Source organism: Limnohabitans sp., from assembly GCF_031538885.1.
Classification (GTDB): Bacteria; Pseudomonadota; Gammaproteobacteria; order Burkholderiales; family Burkholderiaceae_C; genus Limnohabitans.
In genome coordinates, this window is the sequence record NZ_JAVKLW010000052.1 from 1 (window position 1) to 19020 (window position 19020).

General features: G+C 57.5%; 12 protein-coding genes, 1 pseudogene and 1 riboswitch. Of the genes and pseudogenes, 2 read left to right on the forward strand and 11 right to left on the reverse strand.

The window, feature by feature from the left end; all coding sequences use genetic code 11:
* Positions 1–107: pseudogene (locus tag RMS03_RS03220) on the reverse strand (50S ribosomal protein L13); the annotation flags it as partial.
* Between the two features lie 212 nt (positions 108–319).
* On the opposite strand from RMS03_RS03220, the gene RMS03_RS03225 reads away from it, so the two are divergent.
* The gene (locus tag RMS03_RS03225; RefSeq protein WP_310625668.1) at positions 320–1198 is read left to right on the forward strand and encodes a 23S rRNA (adenine(2030)-N(6))-methyltransferase RlmJ; all 879 of its coding nucleotides are present in this window, start codon (positions 320–322) and stop codon (positions 1196–1198) included.
* A 65-nt stretch (positions 1199–1263) separates the two neighbouring features.
* Here the strand turns inward: RMS03_RS03225 and metF are convergent, their stop codons facing one another.
* From metF to ahcY, 3 genes are read right to left on the reverse strand one after another with little or no spacing between them, the layout of a single operon-like run.
* Positions 1264–2103: a methylenetetrahydrofolate reductase [NAD(P)H] gene (gene metF / locus RMS03_RS03230; RefSeq protein ID WP_405023494.1), complete on the reverse strand. Its 840-nt coding sequence runs from the start codon at positions 2101–2103 to the stop codon at positions 1264–1266.
* A 22-nt stretch (positions 2104–2125) separates the two neighbouring features.
* Positions 2126–2881 (reverse strand): TlyA family RNA methyltransferase, encoded by a 756-nt coding sequence (locus RMS03_RS03235; RefSeq protein ID WP_310625669.1) that lies wholly within the window; start codon positions 2879–2881, stop codon positions 2126–2128.
* A gap of 19 nt (positions 2882–2900) precedes the next feature.
* Complete coding sequence (gene ahcY, locus RMS03_RS03240; protein ID WP_310625670.1) at positions 2901–4361, reverse strand: adenosylhomocysteinase; 1461 nt, start codon at positions 4359–4361, stop codon at positions 2901–2903.
* A gap of 90 nt (positions 4362–4451) precedes the next feature.
* A riboswitch (S-adenosyl-L-homocysteine riboswitch) is annotated at positions 4452–4536 on the reverse strand.
* Between the two features lie 96 nt (positions 4537–4632).
* On the opposite strand from ahcY, the gene RMS03_RS03245 reads away from it, so the two are divergent.
* Positions 4633–6264, forward strand: coding sequence for a peptide chain release factor 3 (locus tag RMS03_RS03245; protein ID WP_310625671.1), 1632 nt, complete (start codon positions 4633–4635; stop codon positions 6262–6264).
* 266 nt (positions 6265–6530) lie between these two features.
* On the opposite strand, the gene RMS03_RS03250 is transcribed toward RMS03_RS03245, so the two are convergent.
* The 7 genes from RMS03_RS03250 to RMS03_RS03280 form a co-directional block, all read right to left on the reverse strand.
* Entirely contained in the window at positions 6531–12488 is a 5958-nt protein-coding gene (locus tag RMS03_RS03250) for an excinuclease ABC subunit A (protein ID WP_310625672.1), read from the reverse strand.
* A gap of 141 nt (positions 12489–12629) precedes the next feature.
* Positions 12630–12812, reverse strand: a complete 183-nt coding sequence (locus RMS03_RS03255) for a hypothetical protein (RefSeq protein WP_310625673.1) — start codon at positions 12810–12812, stop codon at positions 12630–12632.
* A gap of 87 nt (positions 12813–12899) precedes the next feature.
* Positions 12900–14558 (reverse strand): MFS transporter, encoded by a 1659-nt coding sequence (locus RMS03_RS03260; RefSeq protein WP_310625674.1) that lies wholly within the window; start codon positions 14556–14558, stop codon positions 12900–12902.
* Positions 14559–15072: 514 nt separating this feature from the next.
* Positions 15073–15705, reverse strand: coding sequence for a 2-hydroxychromene-2-carboxylate isomerase (locus RMS03_RS03265; RefSeq protein WP_310625675.1), 633 nt, complete (start codon positions 15703–15705; stop codon positions 15073–15075).
* A gap of 24 nt (positions 15706–15729) precedes the next feature.
* Positions 15730–16002, reverse strand: coding sequence for a DUF1289 domain-containing protein (locus RMS03_RS03270; RefSeq protein WP_310625676.1), 273 nt, complete (start codon positions 16000–16002; stop codon positions 15730–15732).
* A 29-nt stretch (positions 16003–16031) separates the two neighbouring features.
* Entirely contained in the window at positions 16032–16940 is a 909-nt protein-coding gene (locus RMS03_RS03275) for a hydroxymethylglutaryl-CoA lyase (RefSeq protein WP_310625698.1), read from the reverse strand.
* Between the two features lie 8 nt (positions 16941–16948).
* Positions 16949–19012 carry an acetyl/propionyl/methylcrotonyl-CoA carboxylase subunit alpha gene (locus tag RMS03_RS03280; protein WP_310625677.1) on the reverse strand — a complete coding sequence of 688 codons (2064 nt, stop codon included), beginning with the start codon at positions 19010–19012 and terminating at the stop codon, positions 16949–16951.
* Positions 19013–19020: the final 8 nt, after the last annotated feature.

A 19020-nucleotide genomic window follows, 5' to 3' on the forward strand; every position in this document is an offset into this window, starting at 1 on the left:
AAACGGAGAGCAACTTCGCTGGCTACTCGTCCGAGCACCTTATCGGTGGCGTCAATCACAAACCACTCATGCACCACGTCAGCGGGTTTTGCGCTGAATGTAGACATAGTTAAATCCTAAAAGGAGAGTTGGTTTGTAGGGTCCTTTTCCACGGTCGGCGTTCTTCTGTTGAGAACCTCTTAGGTGGGATGTGCCCTCTTTCGAAAGCCTCTGCCGCGGGACTACTTAAACGCTGCAAAGTCGAATATTATAAGCAAAATCAATCGCTTAGCGCAAATTTCGCCCAAACAAGGTGATTTGGCGAGTTACCATTCTCGTTATGTTCAGTTATCGCCACGCTTTTCACGCTGGAAACCACGCCGACGTCCTCAAACACCTCACTTTGATTGCCACTTTGAAGCATTTGATGCACAAAGACGCGGGCATTCAGTTTGTGGATACCCATGCGGGCGCGGGCCTCTACCGCTTGGACGGCGACTATGCGGAAAAAAGTGGCGAAGCCGCCGAAGGCATTTTGAAGGTACTCAACCTCAAAGGCCCAGCGGCCCTGACTGACTATCTAGACATGGTGGCCAGCTTCAACGCCAAGGGCAGCTACAAGATTTACCCTGGCTCGCCATTCATCATCCACAAGCTGTTACGCCACGAAGCGCGTGACCGCCTCAAGCTGTTTGAGTTGCACCCCACAGACCACAAATCCCTCACAGGCAATGTGCAGCAACTCGAAGCGGGGCGCACCGTCAGCGTGGCGCGCGCCGATGGATTTGAATCGCTCAAAGCCTTGTTGCCGCCGCCCGTGTCGAGCACCGGTTCACGCCGCACCTGCGTGCTGATTGACCCCAGCTATGAAATCAAGAATGACTACTACCGCGTGATTGATTGCATTCAAGACAGCTTGAAGCGCTTTGCCACTGGCACCTACATCGTGTGGTACCCCATCATTCCTCGCCCTGAAGCGCACGATTTGCCACGCAAACTCAAAGGCTTGTGCAGCCAAGCCAAAAAACCATGGCTGCACGCCACCTTGGCGATTGGCCGCGAAACGGGCAGCAAAGACGCCGGCCTCAGCGCCAGCGGCATGTTCATCGTCAACCCCCCTTTCACCCTCAAGCCTTTGCTCAACGAAGCCCTGCCCGTGGTGGAAGAAGCCTTGGCACGCGGCCCCGGCCGCGGTTGGGTGGTGGAGTCTGGGGACTAAACGCGCACTGTAACTGGCGCACAAAAAAAGGCCTCGCACTGCGAGGCCTTGTCGGTTGGATCGCCTTAAGCGCTCAGACCCAAGTCCTTGCAAATAGCCAAGATCGGGGCGCTTTGGTTCATGCTGTAAAAGTGCAACCCGGGCGCGCCACCGGCACGCAACTGCTCGCACAAGTCGGTCACCACCTCTAAGCCAAAGGCCTTGATGGACGCGATGTCGTCGCCATAGCCTAGCAAGCGCAAACGAATCCAACGTGGAATTTCGGCACCACAGGCGTCCGAGAACCGCAGCAGCTGCGAGGAGCTGGTGATAGGCATGATGCCCGGCACAACGGGAATGTGTACACGCAACTTGTCGGCATCTTCCACAAAACGGAAATACGCATCGCTGTTGTAAAAATATTGCGTGATGGCCGAGTCGGCGCCCGCCTTCACCTTGGTGGCAAAGGCTTGCAAGTCGGCCTCGGTAGATTTCGCTTGTGGGTGAATCTCGGGGTAGGCCGCCACTTCAATGCCAAAGTCATCACCCGTTTCTGCACGGATGAAGGCCACCAAGTCGCTGGCGTATTGAAACTCGCCACCAGCCCCATAGCCACTGGGCAAGTCGCCACGCAAAGCCACCAAACGCTTCACCCCCATGGCTTTGAACTCAGACAGTTGTTGACGCACGCTGTCACGCGTGGCGCCAATGCACGAAAAGTGCGATGCAGCAGCCGTGCCCTCGCCCAAAATTTCTTTCAAGGTGGAAATCGTGCCCGCTTGGGTCGAACCACCCGCACCATAAGTGACCGAGCAAAACTGAGGCTTAAGTGGATAGAGCGCTAGGCGAACTGTGCGCAACTTCTCGGCACCCTCTGGGGTTTTCGGTGGGAAAAACTCAATGCTCAAGCTGTTGTTTGCGGTCATATCCATCTCACGTGTTGGCGCGTCACGCACGACGCGCACCGATCCAAAATTCTTGGTTGCCATCACCACCGGCAATGGCGCTGGGCCAATAACCCAGCACATCTAAATTCAATGCAGCACAGGCTTCGCGTAAACGCGCTTCGACCTGCACATAGCTGGCCGGGTCTTTGACCAAGCCGCCTTTGCCAATGTCACTGGGCTGCAGTTCAAACTGCGGCTTGACCAACATCAGCAGCGCCCCGCCCTGTTTCAACACAGGCAGCAGCGCGGGCAATACCAAGGTGAGCGAAATGAACGACAAATCACCCACCACCAAACCAAATCCAAGCTGCACCTCTGGCACACGCGCATCATTGGCTTGCAACTCACGGGCATTGATGCGTTCCACACACACCACACGCGCATCGTCGCGCAAGCGTGGATGCAACTGTCCATGCCCCACATCCAACCCTACCACTTGCGCAGCGCCTTGCTGCAACAAGCAATCGGTGAACCCGCCAGTGCATTGCCCCACATCGAGGCAATGCACACCTTGGGCCGACAGGCCACTGCTGCGCAGCGCGCCTTCGAGCTTCAAGCCACCGCGAGACACATAACGTGCCTCAGCGTTGTCCAACAAACGCAGCTCACTGGGCCGTGGCAACTCGTCCCCATTTTTGGCCACGCGTTGCCACGGCTTGGTGTCCAAGCGCCACTCGACGCCCGAAGCAATCAGCCGCTGCGCTTGAGAGCGCGAAACGGCCAATCCACGTTCGAGGAGCAGCTGGTCAGCACGCATCGGTGACGTGGGTCAGTGCTTAGTAGCGGTAGGTGTTGGCTTTGTAAGGGCCGTTCTTTGACACACCGATGTAAGCCGCTTGTTCGTCGGTCAATTCGGTCAGCTGTGCGCCTACTTTCTTGAGGTGCAAACGGGCCACTTTTTCGTCGAGGTGCTTAGGCAACACATAAACCTTGCCAGACTCGTATTGGTCTTGCTTGGTGAACAACTCGATCTGAGCGATCGTTTGGTTCGCAAAGCTAGAGCTCATCACAAAGCTGGGGTGGCCTGTGGCGCAACCCAAGTTCACCAAACGGCCCTTGGCTAACAAAGTGATCTTCTTGCCGTCTGGGAAGATGACGTGGTCGACTTGAGGCTTGATCTCGTCCCACTTGCACTTCTCCAAAGCAGCCACATCGATTTCGTTGTCGAAGTGCCCAATGTTGCAAACAATCGCTTCGTCTTTCATCACAGCCATGTGCTCGTAACGGATCACGTTCTTGTTACCCGTGGCCGACACAAAGATGTCGCACTTGTCAGCTGCGTATTCCATGGTCACGACTTTGTAGCCTTCCATGGCAGCTTGCAAAGCGTTGATCGGGTCAATCTCGGTCACCCACACCTGGGCGCTCAAAGCGCGCAAGGCTTGTGCAGAGCCCTTGCCCACGTCGCCATAACCAGCCACGCAAGCCACTTTGCCAGCGATCATCACGTCAGTCGCACGCTTGATGGAGTCCACCAAAGATTCGCGGCAGCCGTACAAGTTGTCAAACTTGCTCTTGGTCACCGAGTCGTTCACGTTGATGGCACGGAACATCAGGCTGCCCTTGGCGGCCATTTCGTTCAAGCGCAACACGCCGGTGGTGGTCTCTTCGGTCACGCCGATGATGTGCGCACCCTTGCGGCTGTACCAAGTGGGGTCCACAGCCAATTTGGCTTTGATGGCGTTGAACAGACAAGTTTCTTCTTCGCTGGTGGGGTTGGCAATCAACGAAGCATCGGTTTCAGCGCGCTTGCCCAAGTGCATCAACAACGTGGCATCGCCGCCGTCGTCCAAGATCATGTTGGGGCCTTCGCCTTCAGTGCCTGGGGCACCTACTGGTGCGCCTTTGACACCTTCGCCGAATTCAAAAATACGGTGGGTGTAGTCCCAGTACTCAGCCAAGGTTTCGCCTTTGGTGGCGAACACAGGAATGCCAGCTTCGGCAATGGCAGCAGCAGCGTGGTCTTGGGTAGAGAAGATGTTGCAAGAAGCCCAACGCACATCAGCGCCCAAAGACTTCAAGGTTTCAATCAACACAGCCGTTTGAATGGTCATGTGCAAAGAGCCGGTCACGCGAGCGCCTTTGAGCGGTTGCGCTTTGGCGAATTCTTCGCGAATGGCCATCAAACCAGGCATTTCGGTTTCGGCGACTTTGATTTCTTTGCGGCCCCAAGCAGCCAAAGACATGTCGGCCACGATGTAATCCGCGGCGACGTTGGTTTTAAGAACAGCGTTCATGAATAAATACTCCAAACAGTTGGTCAGACCAATGTCAGGGCGCAAGAAAAAGCAGCATGAAGAATCACGAGGTGCTCACCTCACGTTGACAGTGGGTGAGCGCGGTTGGAAACCCGAGCCTCGCCTGATAAATAGACCTATTGCCAGTCTGCAGGCTGCAGCGCTCCTCGGATAAGTAAGATTTTAAACGAACTTCTGGTGGCCGTGCTGGGCCAAGGGGTGGCGGCTATGATCTTGCCCTTTGACCTGCCGTGCGTTCGCGCACACCGCCATGAGCTCTTTCCTCAACGAAGTGCGCCGCCGCCGCACCTTTGCCATCATCTCGCACCCTGACGCGGGCAAAACCACGCTCACTGAAAAGCTGTTGCTGTTCTCGGGTGCGATCCAAATCGCGGGCGCCGTCAAAGGCCGCAAAGCCTCACGCCACGCCACCAGCGACTGGATGGAGATTGAAAAGCAGCGCGGCATCTCGGTGGCTTCGTCGGTCATGCAAATGCTGTATCGCGACCACGTCATCAACCTGCTCGACACCCCCGGCCACAAAGACTTTTCAGAAGACACCTACCGCGTGCTCACCGCCGTGGACTCTGCCCTCATGGTGATTGACGCGGCCAACGGTGTGGAAGCGCAAACGCGTCGCTTGATTGAAGTGTGCCGTCAGCGCGACACCCCCATCATCACCTTCGTCAACAAAATGGACCGCGAAGTGCGCGACCCACTCGACATCCTCGACGAAGTGGAGCGCGAACTCGGCATGCCCTGCGTGCCCATGACTTGGCCTGTGGGTCAAGGCAAATTGTTTGGTGGCATCATCAACTTGCGCACGCAAGCCATGACCGTGTTTGACTCGGGCTCAGAGCGCTTGCCGCAAGATTTTGAAACTCACCCACTGACAGAGCAAGCCAAACTGGCCGAACGCTTCGGCGCAGAATGGGCCACGGCCATGGAAAGCATGGAGCTGGCCACGGGTGCATCCCCCAAGTTCGACAAAGAAGCCTTCTTAGCGGGCAAACAAACCCCCGTCTTCTTTGGCTCGGGCGTGAACAACTTTGGTGTGATGGAAGTGCTCGATGCCTTGGTCGACCTCGCGCCCTCGCCTCGCCCGCGCTTGAGTCATCTGGTCATCAACAAGCAAGTCATTGAGAAAACCATTCAGCCCGAAGACGAAGGCTTTGCAGGCGTGGTGTTCAAAGTGCAAGCAAACATGGATGCCAACCACCGCGACCGCATTGCCTTTGTACGCGTGGCCTCGGGCAAGTTCACGCCTGGCATGAAGCTCAAGGTGCAACGCACCGCCAAAGAGCTGCGCCCCACCAGCGTGGTGACCTTCATGTCGCAACGCCGCGAAGCCGTGGAAGAAGCCTATGCCGGCGACATCATCGGCTTCACCACCCACGGCGGCGTGCAGTTGGGCGACACCATCACCGACGGCGCCGCACTGCAATTCACGGGCTTGCCCTTCTTCGCCCCTGAATTGTTCATGACCGTGATTTTGAAAAACCCCTTGCGTACCAAGCAACTGCAACAAGGCTTGGACCAACTGGGCGAAGAAGGTGCGATTCAAGTGTTCAAGCCCGAAGCCGGCGGCGCCATGCTGCTAGGCGCGGTCGGTCAATTGCAGTTTGAAGTGGTGCAACACCGCTTGAAAGCCGAGTACGACTGCGATGTGAAGCTAGAGAGCTGCCAATACACCGGTGCGCGTTGGATCACGGCTGACACGCCTGCGGAGCTGCGCGAGTTCACGTACGCATACCCACAGCGCATGGCCTTGGATGCGGCCAACACTTTGGCGTATTTGTGTACGTCGCCTTATGACGTGCGCTTGGCGCAAGAGCGTTTTTCAAAGATTCATTTTCACCCGCTGCGCGAGCATGCAGGGTTGGCGTTGTCGACGGCGGGGTAATTTTTCTTTCGTTGCTTTTGTAGTGAAGAGAGGGAGCGAGTACAACTCCATACGAAGGTACCGACCGCCGACGGAAACGCTACACATTCGGGGCAGCAGTTAAACACCACGCTGATGGAGCAAAACCTACGTTCACAAACAAGTGCTGCGAGATAAGCCGTAGCGACATTCTGAGCGCAGCGAAGAGGAGCCTAGGCTTATCCCGCAGCACGCAGTCACGTCAACGAAACGCGCAGAACCCAAAACGCAACGCAACAGAAGAAGCGTTACGTGCGAGCCAGCACAGGCTGCAAAGCCACCCCCGTGTGCGTCCCCAACGCCACCACCGCCTCGGGCGTATCCGCTGCCACGATCAAACCCCCGCCGTTGCCACCTTCGGGGCCGAGGTCAATGATCCAGTCGGCTTCGGCAATCACATCGAGGTCGTGCTCAATCACCACCACGCTGTGACCGCCATCCACCAAACGGTGCAGCACACGAATGAGTTTGTCCACGTCGGCCATGTGCAGGCCCACGGTGGGCTCGTCCAACACATACAGTGTGTGCGGTGCTTTGTTGCCGCGTCGCGTCACGTCGTCGCGCACCTTGCTGAGCTCGGTCACCAGCTTGATGCGTTGCGCTTCACCACCACTGAGGGTGGGTGACGGTTGACCCAAGGTGAGGTAGCCCAAGCCCACGTCTTTGAGCAGTTTCAAGGGGTGGGCAATGTTGGGCATGGTGGCAAAGAAGTCCACCGCCTCATCCACTTCCATTTGCAACACATCGCCAATGCTTTTGCCGCGCCAGCTCACCGCCAAGGTCTCGGGGTTGAAGCGTGCGCCACGGCAGGTTTCGCACGGCACTTTCACATCGGGCAAAAAGCTCATTTCAATCGTGCGCAGGCCTTGGCCTTCGCAAGTGTGGCAGCGGCCCTCGCCCGTGTTGAAACTAAAGCGCCCAGCGCCATAGCCACGCGCTTTGGCTTCCAGCGTTTCAGCAAACAGTTTGCGAATCGTGTCCCAAAAACCAATGTAGGTGGCGGGGCAGCTGCGTGGGGTTTTGCCAATGGGGGTTTGGTCCACTTCCAGCACGCGGTCGATGGTTTGGTAACCGTCCAAGCCCGTGCAGCCCACCCACGCAGGATGTTTGCCTTCGTCGTCGAGCTTGCGCCCTGCTTGCGTCGAGCGCTGCGCCACCGCTGCCGCCACGTTGTGCAGCAACACATCGCGTGCGAGTGTGGATTTGCCCGAGCCCGACACACCTGTCACCGCCACCAAACGTTTGAGCGGAATCAATACGATCACATCACTCAAGTTATGCAATGACGCACCTTCGAGCGACAGCCACTGAAGCGCAGCAACCACCTTGGCAGAAACAACTTCAGTAACAGGCGCAACCGCCTTGCGCTTACCCACCTTCGCAGCGAGTGCAGCCGCCGCAAAAGCAGAAAGCGCAGCCTCAGAAACAGGCCGTCTCGCCTGCAACGGGTGGCGCATCGCATGCAACAAATAACGCCCCGTCTGAGACTCACTCTGCGAGGTGATGTCCTTCACCGAACCTTCGCCCATCAGCCGCCCACCGCGCTTACCGGCGCTAGGCCCAATGTCAATGATGTGATCGGCACGGCGAATCGTGTCTTCGTCGTGCTCCACCACCACCAAGGTGTTGCCCTTGTCGCTCAGCAAGTGCAAGGCGTTCAACAAAATTTGGTTGTCCCGCGCATGCAAGCCAATGGTGGGTTCGTCCAGCACATAGCACACGCCTTGCAAGTTGCTCCCCAGCTGCGCTGCCAAGCGAATGCGTTGCGCTTCGCCACCGCTGAGGGTGGGTGCGCCGCGGTCGAGGGTGAGGTAGTTCAAGCCCACTTGCTCTAAGAACTCCAAACGGCTCTTGATTTCAGGCAACAGGTCGCGCGCAATGTCGGCGTCGCGGCCTGTCATGGTCAACTTCTCCACCCACTTGCGAATCTCGGTCACGCTCAAGCGCGCTATGTCGGTGATGCCCACGCCCGCAAACTTCACCGCACGTGCGGTGGCGTTCAAGCGTGTGCCCTCGCAGGTGGGGCAGGCGGTACCGACCAAGTCGTCCACATCAGGTTCGGCAAAGGTTTGCTCGCGGCCTGTGCTTTGTCCTTTATCTTTGGAGTCTGGTACCGAGTCGTCCAACACTTGGCGTTGGTCTTTGCTGAGCTTCACGCCTGTGCCCACGCAGTCGGGGCACCAGCCGTGTTTGCTGTTGTACGAGAACAAGCGTGGGTCTAGCTCGGCATACGAGGTGTCGCACACGGGGCAGGCACGCTTGGTGGAGTACACATCCAAGCGGCCAATGCTGTTGGTGTCAGCCCCCGCTTCCATCGCTTCGCGCAAGCCATCCAGTTGGCTCAACACATGCACCACGCCTTTGCCATGCTCTAACGCCGTGGTCAGTGCTTGACGCAAGGCAGCTTCGTTTTGCGCAGAGACTTCCAAACTCGCGACAGGCAACTCAATGGTGTGCTCTTTGAAACGGTCCAAACGCGGAAAGCCATTGGTGGGCAAAAAGTGGCCATCCACACGCAAGTGCGTGTAGCCACGCGGACGCGCCCAATCGGCCAGTTCGGTGTACACACCCTTGCGGTTCATCACCAGTGGGCTCATCAGGCCGATGTGCTGACCTTTGAACTCGCGCATCAGTTGCGCAGCAATGCGCTCTGCGGTTTGCGGCTGCACCGCCGCACCGTCTTGTGTGCAATGCTGGGTGCCGAGCTTGACATACAACAAACGCAAAAAGTGCCACACCTCGGTGGTGGTGCCCACGGTGGATTTGCGACCACCACGGCTCAAACGCTGCTCAATCGCCACAGTGGGCAGAATGCCATACACCGCATCGACCTCGGGGCGACCTGCGGGCTGCACGATGCTGCGCGCGTAAGCGTTGAGGCTTTCTAAATAGCGGCGCTGGCCTTCGTTGAACAAGATGTCAAACGCGAGCGTGGACTTGCCCGAGCCCGATACGCCGGTGATGACGTTGAACTTGCCGCGCGGAATGTTGACGCTCAAGTTTTTGAGGTTGTGCTCTTTGGCGTTGATGATTTGAATCGCCCCATCGGCCACAGACACCCCACGCGCTGCTTTGGCAAACCGTGCGGCACCTTCGGCCGCGAGCAGACCCGCAGAGGCTTTTTCGCCATCAATCTCGTACACCACGCCCATGGACGCGGCGTAGTCGCGCAGGGCTTTGCCCGTGTGCGAGGTGGGGTGTAAGCGCACGTCTTCGGGCGTGCCTTCGGCCACCAATAAACCACCAGCGTCACCGCCTTCGGGGCCGAGGTCGATCAACCAATCGCTGGCACGGATGACATCGAGGTTGTGTTCAATGACGATGAGCGAGTTGCCGTCTTCCAGCAAGCGGCGCATGGCACGCATGAGTTTGGCGATGTCGTCAAAGTGCAAGCCGGTGGTGGGCTCGTCAAACAAAAACAGCACGCCTTTTTTGGCAAGCGTTTGGCGACTGGATGTTTTGGCTTTGGCGGCTTCGGCGAGGAAGCCTGCGAGTTTCAAGCGTTGCGCTTCGCCGCCGCTGAGGGTGGGCACGGGTTGGCCGAGCTTCACATAGTCCAAGCCGACATCGACGATGGGTTGCAGGGTGCGCACGATTTCGCGGTCGTTGGCAAAAATCTCTAGCGCTTCGCCGACGGTGAGATCGAGTACATCGGCCACGTTGAGGGTGATTCGTGTCGTGGCTGCGGGGGTAACGTCTTGCTCCTCTTCGCGTTGTTCAGAATGTCGCTGCGCCGTCACCCCCGCAGCCACGCCACGAATTTGGCGTTCGATACGGACTTCTAGGATTTCGGGTCTGTAGCGTTGACCGTTGCAATCTTGACAGCGCAAATACACGTCGCTCAAGAACTGCATTTCGACGTGTTCAAAACCGGAGCCACCGCAGGTGGGGCAGCGGCCATCGCCGCTGTTGAAGCTGAACTTGGAGGCGGTGTAGCCGCGTTGCTTGGACAAAGACGCAACTGCAAAAATTTCACGCACGGCGTCCCACGCGCCTACATAGCTGGCGGGGTTGGAACGTGCGGTTTTGCCAATGGGAGACTGGTCGACAAACACCACATCGCTCAAGTAATCGGCGCCCAGCAAACGGTCGTGCGCGCCCGGTGTTTCGGTGGCGCGGCCATAGTGGCGCAGCAAGGCGGGCGTGAGCACGTCTTGAATGAGGGTGGATTTGCCCGAGCCGCTGACGCCGGTGATGCACACCAAACGTTGCAAGGGAAATTCGATGCTCAGGTTTTGCAGGTTGTGCTCGCGCGCGCCTTCCAAAATCAAACGCGGCGTGTTGTCGGTCACCAAACGCTTGAGGCCTAGGCCAATGGTTTTGCGTGCACCCAAGTAAGCACCCGTCAAAGTGTCGGCCGACTTCAAGGCCTCGGTCGTGCCGTCAAACACAATCTGCCCGCCCTTCACGCCGGGGCCGGGGCCCATGTCGATGATACGGTCGGCGCACAGCATGACCGCGGGGTCGTGCTCCACCACCACCAGCGTGTTGCCCGCGTTGCGCAAGCGCAGCATGGCTTCGTTGATGCGGTTCATGTCGCGCGGGTGCAAGCCAATGCTGGGCTCATCCAACACAAACAAGGTGTTCACCAACGAAGTGCCGAGAGCGGTTGTGAGGTTGATGCGTTGCACCTCGCCACCACTGAGGGTGCGGCTTTGGCGGTCGAGGGTGAGGTAGCCAATACCCACATCGCTGAGGTATTTCAAGCGTGTGCGAATCTCGTCCATCAGCAAGTGCAGGGCTTGTGCGTCAGCGCCCGCCACGTCCACCTGCGTGGCGTTGAAGAACTGGTGCAGTTTGTCGATGGGCAAGAGCATCAAGTCATGCAGGCACAGGCCGGGCATGGCTTCGAGTTGGGCACGCGTCCATTGCACGCCTTGCGGCATGAAGCGCTTGGCGGGTGGCAGCACGGCGTCCGCGTGGGCTTGGGTGCCGATGCGCCACAGCAAGCTGTCGGTTTTCAAACGTGCGCCTGCACAGGTGCCGCACGGTGTGTAGCTGCGGTACTTGGACAGCAACACACGGATGTGCATCTTGTAGGCCTTGCTCTCCAAGTACTCGAAAAAACGTTTGACGCCGTACCACTGGTGATTCCATTTGCCCTTCCACAAGGGCGAGCCGTGGATGACCCAGTCTTTGTGCGCTTGGCTCAGCTTGCACCAAGGCGTGTCGCGCGGAATGCCCTCGGCTTCGGCGTGGCGCATCAGGTCATCTTGCGTCTCCACCCATGCAGGGGTTTGGATGGTTTTGATGGCGCCCGCACGCAAGGTGAGTTTGTCGTTCGGAATCACCAGCCCATAGTCCACCCCAATCACACGGCCAAAGCCACGGCAGGTGTCACAGGCCCCCACGGCCGAGTTGAACGAAAACATCGAGGGGATGGGGTCGCTGTAGCGCAAATCACTGTCGGGACAATGCAAGCCGGTGGAGAAGCGCCAGAGCGAAAAACTGGGGTCAGCGCCCGAGTTTTGCTGCGCCAAATCGGGGTCTGGCCCCAGTTTTTCCCAATACGCATTCAATCGGCCGCCACCTCGTTTGATGGCCAGCTCAATCGCTTCCACCACGCGGGCTTGCTCAGTGTTGCCTAACTTGAAGCGGTCAGCCACCACGTCGAGCAATTTGCGCGGGCCGGTGGGCGTGGCCACTTCGCGCTCGGCATAGACCCGCGTGAAGCCACTGGCACTGAGCCACTGCTCCACCTCGTCCGCCGTGGTGTTGGCGGGCAGCTCCACCGGGAAGGTCATGATGAGGCGCGGGTCTTGCGGCAGCGCCGCACAGCGGCGTTGCAACTCGGCATAAATGGTTTGCGGTGTGTCGTGCTGCACAAGCTGCGCGGTTTGACGGTCAAACAGCTGGCCCGCACGCGCGATGAGCAGCTTCAAGTGGTCATTCAACTCCGTCATCGTGCCCACGGTGGAACGCGAGCTGCGCACGGGGTTGGTTTGGTCAATCGCAATCGCGGGTGGCACACCCTCCACCTTGTCCACCGCGGGTCGGTCCATGCGGTCTAAGAACTGACGGGCGTAAGCGCTAAAGGTCTCGACATAGCGGCGTTGGCCCTCGGCATACAAAGTATCAAACACCAGGCTCGACTTGCCCGAGCCACTGGGGCCGGTGACCACGGTGAGCTCACCAGTGCGAATGTCGAGGTCTAAGTTTTTGAGGTTGTGCTGGCGTGCGCCACGGATACGAATGGTGCCTGTCATGGCGGGGCCTTTGGAAGTGTGGCAAATATTTTAGAGAGTCGCACAGGTCCGCATCGGCGTGGGGCATTGCGGCCGGCCGGGCACAGAACGCAAAACGCCACGGACAGGCCGTGGCGTTTAAGCAAACAAGGTCGCTAGCAGTTACTTGGCAGCAGAGGCGTCTGTTGTCGTGGCCGAGGCAGCGCCCGAAGCCGCTTCTGACGGCGCATGAATCGCTTCATCACCGTGCTTTTCTCCGCCCATGTCCAAACTGTTACCACCTTTGAAAATGACGAACATCGCCAGTGCAGCGAAGATCACAAAGCCTACAAAAATTTTCAACATGTCATATCTCCGAAATCAGTAAAAAGCCCTCCACAAGGGAGGGCTTAAATGTAGCACTCTGGTCTCCCAGCGTACTGGCATGAGCGCTTAGTCGTGCTCGTAAATATCGACGTCTTTGGTTTCCTTCACAAAGATCATACCGATGACGAAAGTCATACCCGCGATGATGATGGGATACCACAAGCCGTTGTACATATTGCCCGTCTGCGCCACGATCGCAAAGGCAGTGGTGGGCAGCAAGCCGCCGAACCAGCCGTTACCGATGTGATAAGGCAGTGACATCGAGGTGTAACGGATACGTGTGGGGAACATTTCCACCAACATGGCAGCAATAGGACCGTAGACCATGGTCACCAAAATTACCAAGTAAGTGAGGATGATGGTGATCTTGACTTGGTCCACTTTCGCTGGGTCAGCTTTGGCTGGGTAGCCTGCTTCTTTCAAAGCATCAGCCACTGCCTTTTTGAACTCTGCAGATTTGGCCTTGGCATCGTCTGCCGACAAGCCTTTAGAGCTGTAGCTTGGGATTTCCGTCTCGCCGATCTTAATGCTCGCAGGTGTACCCGCAGCGCTCAAGGCGTTTTCATAGCTCACAGAGCTCGAAGCCAACACTTGCTTGGCAATATCGCATGAGCTGGTGAACTTCACGGTGCCCGTTGGGTTGAACTGGAATGAACACTCGGCTGCATCAGCAGTGACCACCACTTTGTTCTTTTGTTGTGCGGCATACAGGTCGGGGTTAGCAGCCTTGGTCAACGCTTCAAACACAGGGAAGTAGGTCAGCACAGCCAACAAGCAGCCCAGCATGATGATGGGCTTGCGGCCAATCTTGTCAGACAGCGAACCGAACAAGATGAAGAACGGTGTACCGATCAACAGCGACACGGCCACCAAAATATTGGCCGTTGCGCCGTCCACTTTCAACGCCTGTGTCAAGAAGAACAAGGCGTAGAACTGGCCTGAGTACCACACCACGGCTTGACCAGCAGTCAAACCGATCAGCGCCAAAATCACGATCTTCAGGTTTTTCCATTGACCGAAAGATTCGGTCAGAGGTGCTTTGGATGTTTTGCCTTCTGCTTTCATTTTCTGGAAAGCAGGCGATTCGTTCATCGATAAACGGATATAGACCGACACGGCCAACAGCGCAATCGACACGATGAACGGCACGCGCCAACCCCACTCAGCGAAGGCAGCTTCGCCGATGGCGGTACGTGTACCCAAGATCACCATCAGTGACAGGAACAAGCCCAGCGTCGCCGTGGTTTGGATCCATGAGGTGTAAGCACCTCGCTTGTCATGCGGTGCGTGCTCTGCCACATAAGTTGCAGCACCACCGTACTCACCACCCAAGGCCAGACCTTGCAACAACCGCAGGCAGATCAAGATGACGGGAGCCGCCACGCCAATGCTGGCGTAGTTAGGCAAGATGCCCACGATAAAGGTGGACAAACCCATGATGAGGATGGTCACCAAGAAGGTGTACTTGCGACCGATCATGTCGCCTAAACGGCCAAAGAAAATGGCACCAAAGGGGCGAACGATGAAACCCGCCGCGAACGCCAGCAACGCAAAGATGAACGCAGAGCCTTCATCCAAACCGCTGAAAAATTGCTTCGCAATAATTGCGGCGAGTGAGCCGTACAGGTAAAAGTCATACCACTCGAAAACGGTACCCAGAGAAGAGGCAAAAATGACCTTCTTCTCTTCCGCCGACATCGGGCGGTCTACATCTAGTGTTGCCATCTGTTTTGTCTCCTTAGACTGTTTATCCACCACCCTGGCTGGGTGCTGTGCCGCGCAACTATCTCGGTACTTGCTGACCAATTTCTGACGAACTTAATCAGCTTTGAATCACGTAAAAAAAGCGAACCCACACAAACACAGTAGTAACCCTTTGTTATTTTTTCTGAATGCGAAAAAAATACCAAAATGAAGCCGCTTCTGTGTAAAAAACCACGCGCAATCGCAAGGGTTTACACCGACAAAATTTGTTTATTTCTAAGCGTTCTCATCCGAAAACAAGCCACTAAACCATAACCAAAGTAAGGACATAGCCAGTCCCCCTTCACACAATGGATCGGTTGCTGGTTTTGCCAGCCACCAAGCCGCGTCCTCCGTCAAAGGCGCCATTAGGGCCGTAAGTGACGATGGTTCATCGCCCTCGTACTGCGTGACAAAGCCTTTGATGATGACAAACAAATGCCTTGGTGCCGCGCCTACATCGAGGATAGGACGGGGCAAAACCCAAGTCCTCCATTCACCGCTTCGTGCCTTGCTGAATGCTTGCGGCAGCGTCCCAAGCCGTATCGAACCATTGATCTCCGTCAAGGTAAGCACGCATCATGGGCAAGGCATCCAAGCCCCAAAACACTTTGTCATCCACGCAGAAAGTGGGCACACCAAACGCGCCCCGTGCAATCGCTTCTTCGGTGTTGGCCTTGAGTTGCGCTTTCACCGCAGGGTCGTCCACCGAACGTGCGGGCGCGAGTTGTGCGGTCAACGCAAGCAAGCGCGTGGCGTCATCCGCCGCTGCACCGCCTTGCCACACATGCTTGAAAAGAGTGTCACACACGTAGCGGTTAGGCTCCCCGTCAGAACTGCACGCCACGGCCAAGCGCAACAAAGCCAATGGGTTGAACGGGTGAGACAAGGGCATGTCCAACACCACGCTGAGCTGCTTGGCCTGCCACAGCACTTGGCGATAGGTCCACTCACGCTTACCCGCAATTTCAGCGGGGCCCAGCTGACCGTGGTGTTTGAGCATGGCCGCAAACAACACGGGTTTGTAAACCATGCAATGGCTCACGCCCATCAAACTTTGCGGCAACGCCTCAAACGCTAGGTAGGCATAGGGCGAAATGAAGTCAAGGTAACAAGTGATGGTTTTCATGGTGTCATTCTCGTAGGCATCCACTCACACAGCCGTCGCGTACGCGGCCAATCGCTCACCCAACAACTGCCATACCACACGCTTGTCTGGCGTCGTGCGTTGCGCCCAACCCGCAATCTCATCCAAGGTACGCCAGCACCCTTCGCAGTACGCGGTGTCGTCCGACATGCGACAGATAGAAATACAAGGCGAGGGCGGTGTATCGGCGCTGTTGAGCACACGTTTGACCTGCGCTTGCAAACGCAGATCAGACGGCTTGAGTCCTGCCACTTTTGGGGTGAGTTCGCTTCCACACATGGACTGTATTGTCAGCGAACGCCGCACACTTAAACGGCACGTTTGTTCAAAACCGCCCTTGCCACCAGGGAATTGGGCTGACGGCCTAAGGCTTGGCTGATGAACACACCCGCATCAATCAGCAAATCCAAGTCGATGCCGGTGTCGATGCCCATGCCTTGCATCAGGTAGACCACATCTTCGGTGGCCACATTGCCCGTGGCCCCTTTGGCATACGGACACCCGCCCAACCCCGCGACTGACGACTGAAAATTCCACACGCCCATTTGCAGCGCAGCCAATGTGTTGACCAAGGCTTGGCCATAGGTGTCATGGAAGTGGACCGACACATCGTTGAGTGCGTAGTGCTCGAGCGTGGCCTCTAGAGCCGCTTGCACTTTGCGCGGGGTACCCACGCCAATGGTGTCGGCCACATCCACACGTTGAATGCCGATGCCCTTCATCAGCCCAGCCAAGTAGCCCACACGCTCAGGTGCAATCTCGCCCTCATAAGGACAACCCACGGTACAGCTCATCGCGCCACGCACGGCAATGCCTGCATCACGAGCGGCTTGCACCACGGGCGCGAAGCGCTCGATGCTTTCAGCGATGGAGCAGTTGATGTTCTTTTGACTGAACGCCTCGCTGGCCGCACCAAACACCACGATTTCGTCGGGCTTGGTTTTGATCGCGGCTTCAAAGCCCTGCAAATTGGGCGTGAGCACCGAATAACGCACACCGGGTTGCCGATAGATGCCGGCCATCACCTCGGCGTTGTCCGCCATTTGCGGCACCCATTTGGGTGACACAAAACTGGTGGCTTCAATTTCTTTAAGCCCCGCCGCTTGCAGGCGGTGTACCAGCTCCACCTTGACAGCGGCAGGCACAGGTTGTTTTTCGTTTTGCAGGCCATCACGCGGGCCTACATCCACCAACTTCACACGACGCGGCAAATTCATCACCATGGTTACACCTTCAATTTCAAAAGTTCCGCGCCTTCGGCCACTTGGTCGCCCGGCGCATACATCAACTCCAGCACTTCACCATCGGCGGGCGCGGTGATGGTGTGCTCCATTTTCATGGCTTCCATGACCGCCAATGCTTGCCCAGCTTTCACCTTGTCACCCGCGGCCACCGCAAATGACACCACCTTACCCGGCATCGGTGCCGTCAAGCGCCCCCCCGCCTCTTGCGCTTCGCCGGCATGGGCCAAGGCATCGACCACGGTGATGCGTGTCGCGCCTTGCGGCGCAAACACATGGGCCACCTCTTCGTGGCCTTGGGTTTCGTGAAACACCTGCACACGGGCTTGTTGACCCGCAAAGCTGACGTGCAGCGCGTCGCCATCTTGGTGGTAGGTCAAAGCCCCCGACACACGCGCTCGCAAAGCGCCATCCGCATCGCTGCGGGGCTCGACGATGCACAACTGCAAGCTGCCGTCATGCAGATAGGTCAGCACCGCCTCAACCGCAGCGCCGTGAAAGACAAAACCAAAGTTGCGTGTGGCCACACCATAAGCTCGCCAGCCATCGCGGCGGCTGAACGGGTCGTGGTTTGTCAACGCTTGCTCTTGGTGCAAGGTGTTGGCCATCACCGAAGCAGCGGTGAGAGCCAAGCCCAACGGCTCTTGCGCGAACAAGGCTTTTTCTTCACGTTGAATCAACGCGGTATCGAGCTTGGCCGTGGCGAATGAATCGGTGCGAATGATGTGACGCAAGAACTGCACGTTGGTGGTCAAACCGACGATGCGGGTTTGCGACAGGGCTTCGTCCAAACGCGCCAAGGCTTGTTCGCGCGTGTCCCCGTGGACGATGAGCTTGGCCACCATCGAGTCGTAAAACGGGCTGATGCTGTCGCCCTCGCGCACGCCGTCGTCAATGCGTACACCGCCATGCCCATCGCTGGGCAATGCAAAGCTGCTGCACACGGGCTTGCGGTACACCGCCAAAGTGCCGGTGGCGGGCAAGAAGTTGTTGTCGGGGTTCTCGGCGCAAATGCGCGCTTCAATCGCGTGGCCGTGAGTGCGCAAGTCGCTTTGCTTCAGCGGCAGCGGTTCACCGCTGGCCACACGCAGTTGCCACTCCACCAAGTCCAGCCCCGTGATGGCTTCGGTCACGGGGTGTTCCACCTGCAAGCGCGTGTTCATCTCCATGAAAAAGAACTTCATCGAGTCGGGTTGGTCATAACCGGTTTGCTCCACGATGAACTCCACCGTGCCCGCCCCCACATAGTTCACCGCTTTGGCAGCGGCCACAGCGGCCTCACCCATCTGCTTGCGAAGTGCGTCGGTCATGCCGGGCGCGGGCGCTTCTTCCAACACTTTTTGGTGGCGGCGTTGCACCGAGCAGTCGCGTTCAAACAAATACACGCAGTTGCCGTGGGTGTCGCCAAATACTTGGATCTCAATGTGCCGTGGGCGTTGCACGTATTTCTCGATCAACACCGCATCGTCACCAAAGCTGTTAATAGCTTCGCGTTTGCAACTGGCCAAGGCGTCGGCAAACTCGGCGCTGCTATTGACCACGCGCATGCCTTTGCCGCCGCCGCCCGCGCTGGCTTTGATGAGCGCGGGGTAGCCAATGCGGTCGGCTTCGCGTTGCAGCAAGGCGGGGTCTTGGTCGGCTGCGTGGTAGCCGGACACCAGTGGGACGCCCGCTTTTTCCATCAGTTGTTTGGATTCGGCTTTCAAACCCATGGCCAAAATAGCCGACGCGGGCGGGCCGATGAACACCAAGCCTGCTGCGGCACACGCTTTGGCAAAGTCTTCGTTCTCGCTCAAAAAGCCATAGCCTGGGTGCACCGCTTGCGCGCCTGTGTCTTGGGCCGCTTGCAAGATGCGCTCCCAACGCAAGTAACTGTCCTTCGGTGCGCTGCCGCCAATGTGCACGGCTTCGTCGCACACCTGCACATGTTTGGCTTGCGCGTCGGCGTCCGAATACACGGCCACAGTTTTAATGCCCAGACGGCGGGCAGTAGCGGCAACTCGGCAGGCAATTTCGCCACGGTTGGCGATGAGGATTTTTTTAAACATGGCAGTGT

Coding starts and splice junctions, on each gene's coding strand:
- RMS03_RS03225 (WP_310625668.1), top strand. CDS start 320: ATGTTCAGTTATCGCCACGCTTTTCACGCTGGAAACCACGCCGACGTC.
- RMS03_RS03265 (WP_310625675.1), bottom strand. CDS start 15,705: ATGAAAACCATCACTTGTTACCTTGACTTCATTTCGCCCTATGCCTAC.
- RMS03_RS03280 (WP_310625677.1), bottom strand. CDS start 19,012: ATGTTTAAAAAAATCCTCATCGCCAACCGTGGCGAAATTGCCTGCCGA.
- RMS03_RS03255 (WP_310625673.1), bottom strand. CDS start 12,812: ATGTTGAAAATTTTTGTAGGCTTTGTGATCTTCGCTGCACTGGCGATG.
- RMS03_RS03260 (WP_310625674.1), bottom strand. CDS start 14,558: ATGGCAACACTAGATGTAGACCGCCCGATGTCGGCGGAAGAGAAGAAG.
- RMS03_RS03275 (WP_310625698.1), bottom strand. CDS start 16,940: ATGAATTTGCCGCGTCGTGTGAAGTTGGTGGATGTAGGCCCGCGTGAT.
- metF (WP_405023494.1), bottom strand. CDS start 2,103: ATGACCGCAAACAACAGCTTGAGCATTGAGTTTTTCCCACCGAAAACC.
- RMS03_RS03270 (WP_310625676.1), bottom strand. CDS start 16,002: ATGTGTGGAAGCGAACTCACCCCAAAAGTGGCAGGACTCAAGCCGTCT.
- RMS03_RS03235 (WP_310625669.1), bottom strand. CDS start 2,881: ATGCGTGCTGACCAGCTGCTCCTCGAACGTGGATTGGCCGTTTCGCGC.
- RMS03_RS03245 (WP_310625671.1), top strand. CDS start 4,633: ATGAGCTCTTTCCTCAACGAAGTGCGCCGCCGCCGCACCTTTGCCATC.
- RMS03_RS03250 (WP_310625672.1), bottom strand. CDS start 12,488: ATGACAGGCACCATTCGTATCCGTGGCGCACGCCAGCACAACCTCAAA.
- ahcY (WP_310625670.1), bottom strand. CDS start 4,361: ATGAACGCTGTTCTTAAAACCAACGTCGCCGCGGATTACATCGTGGCC.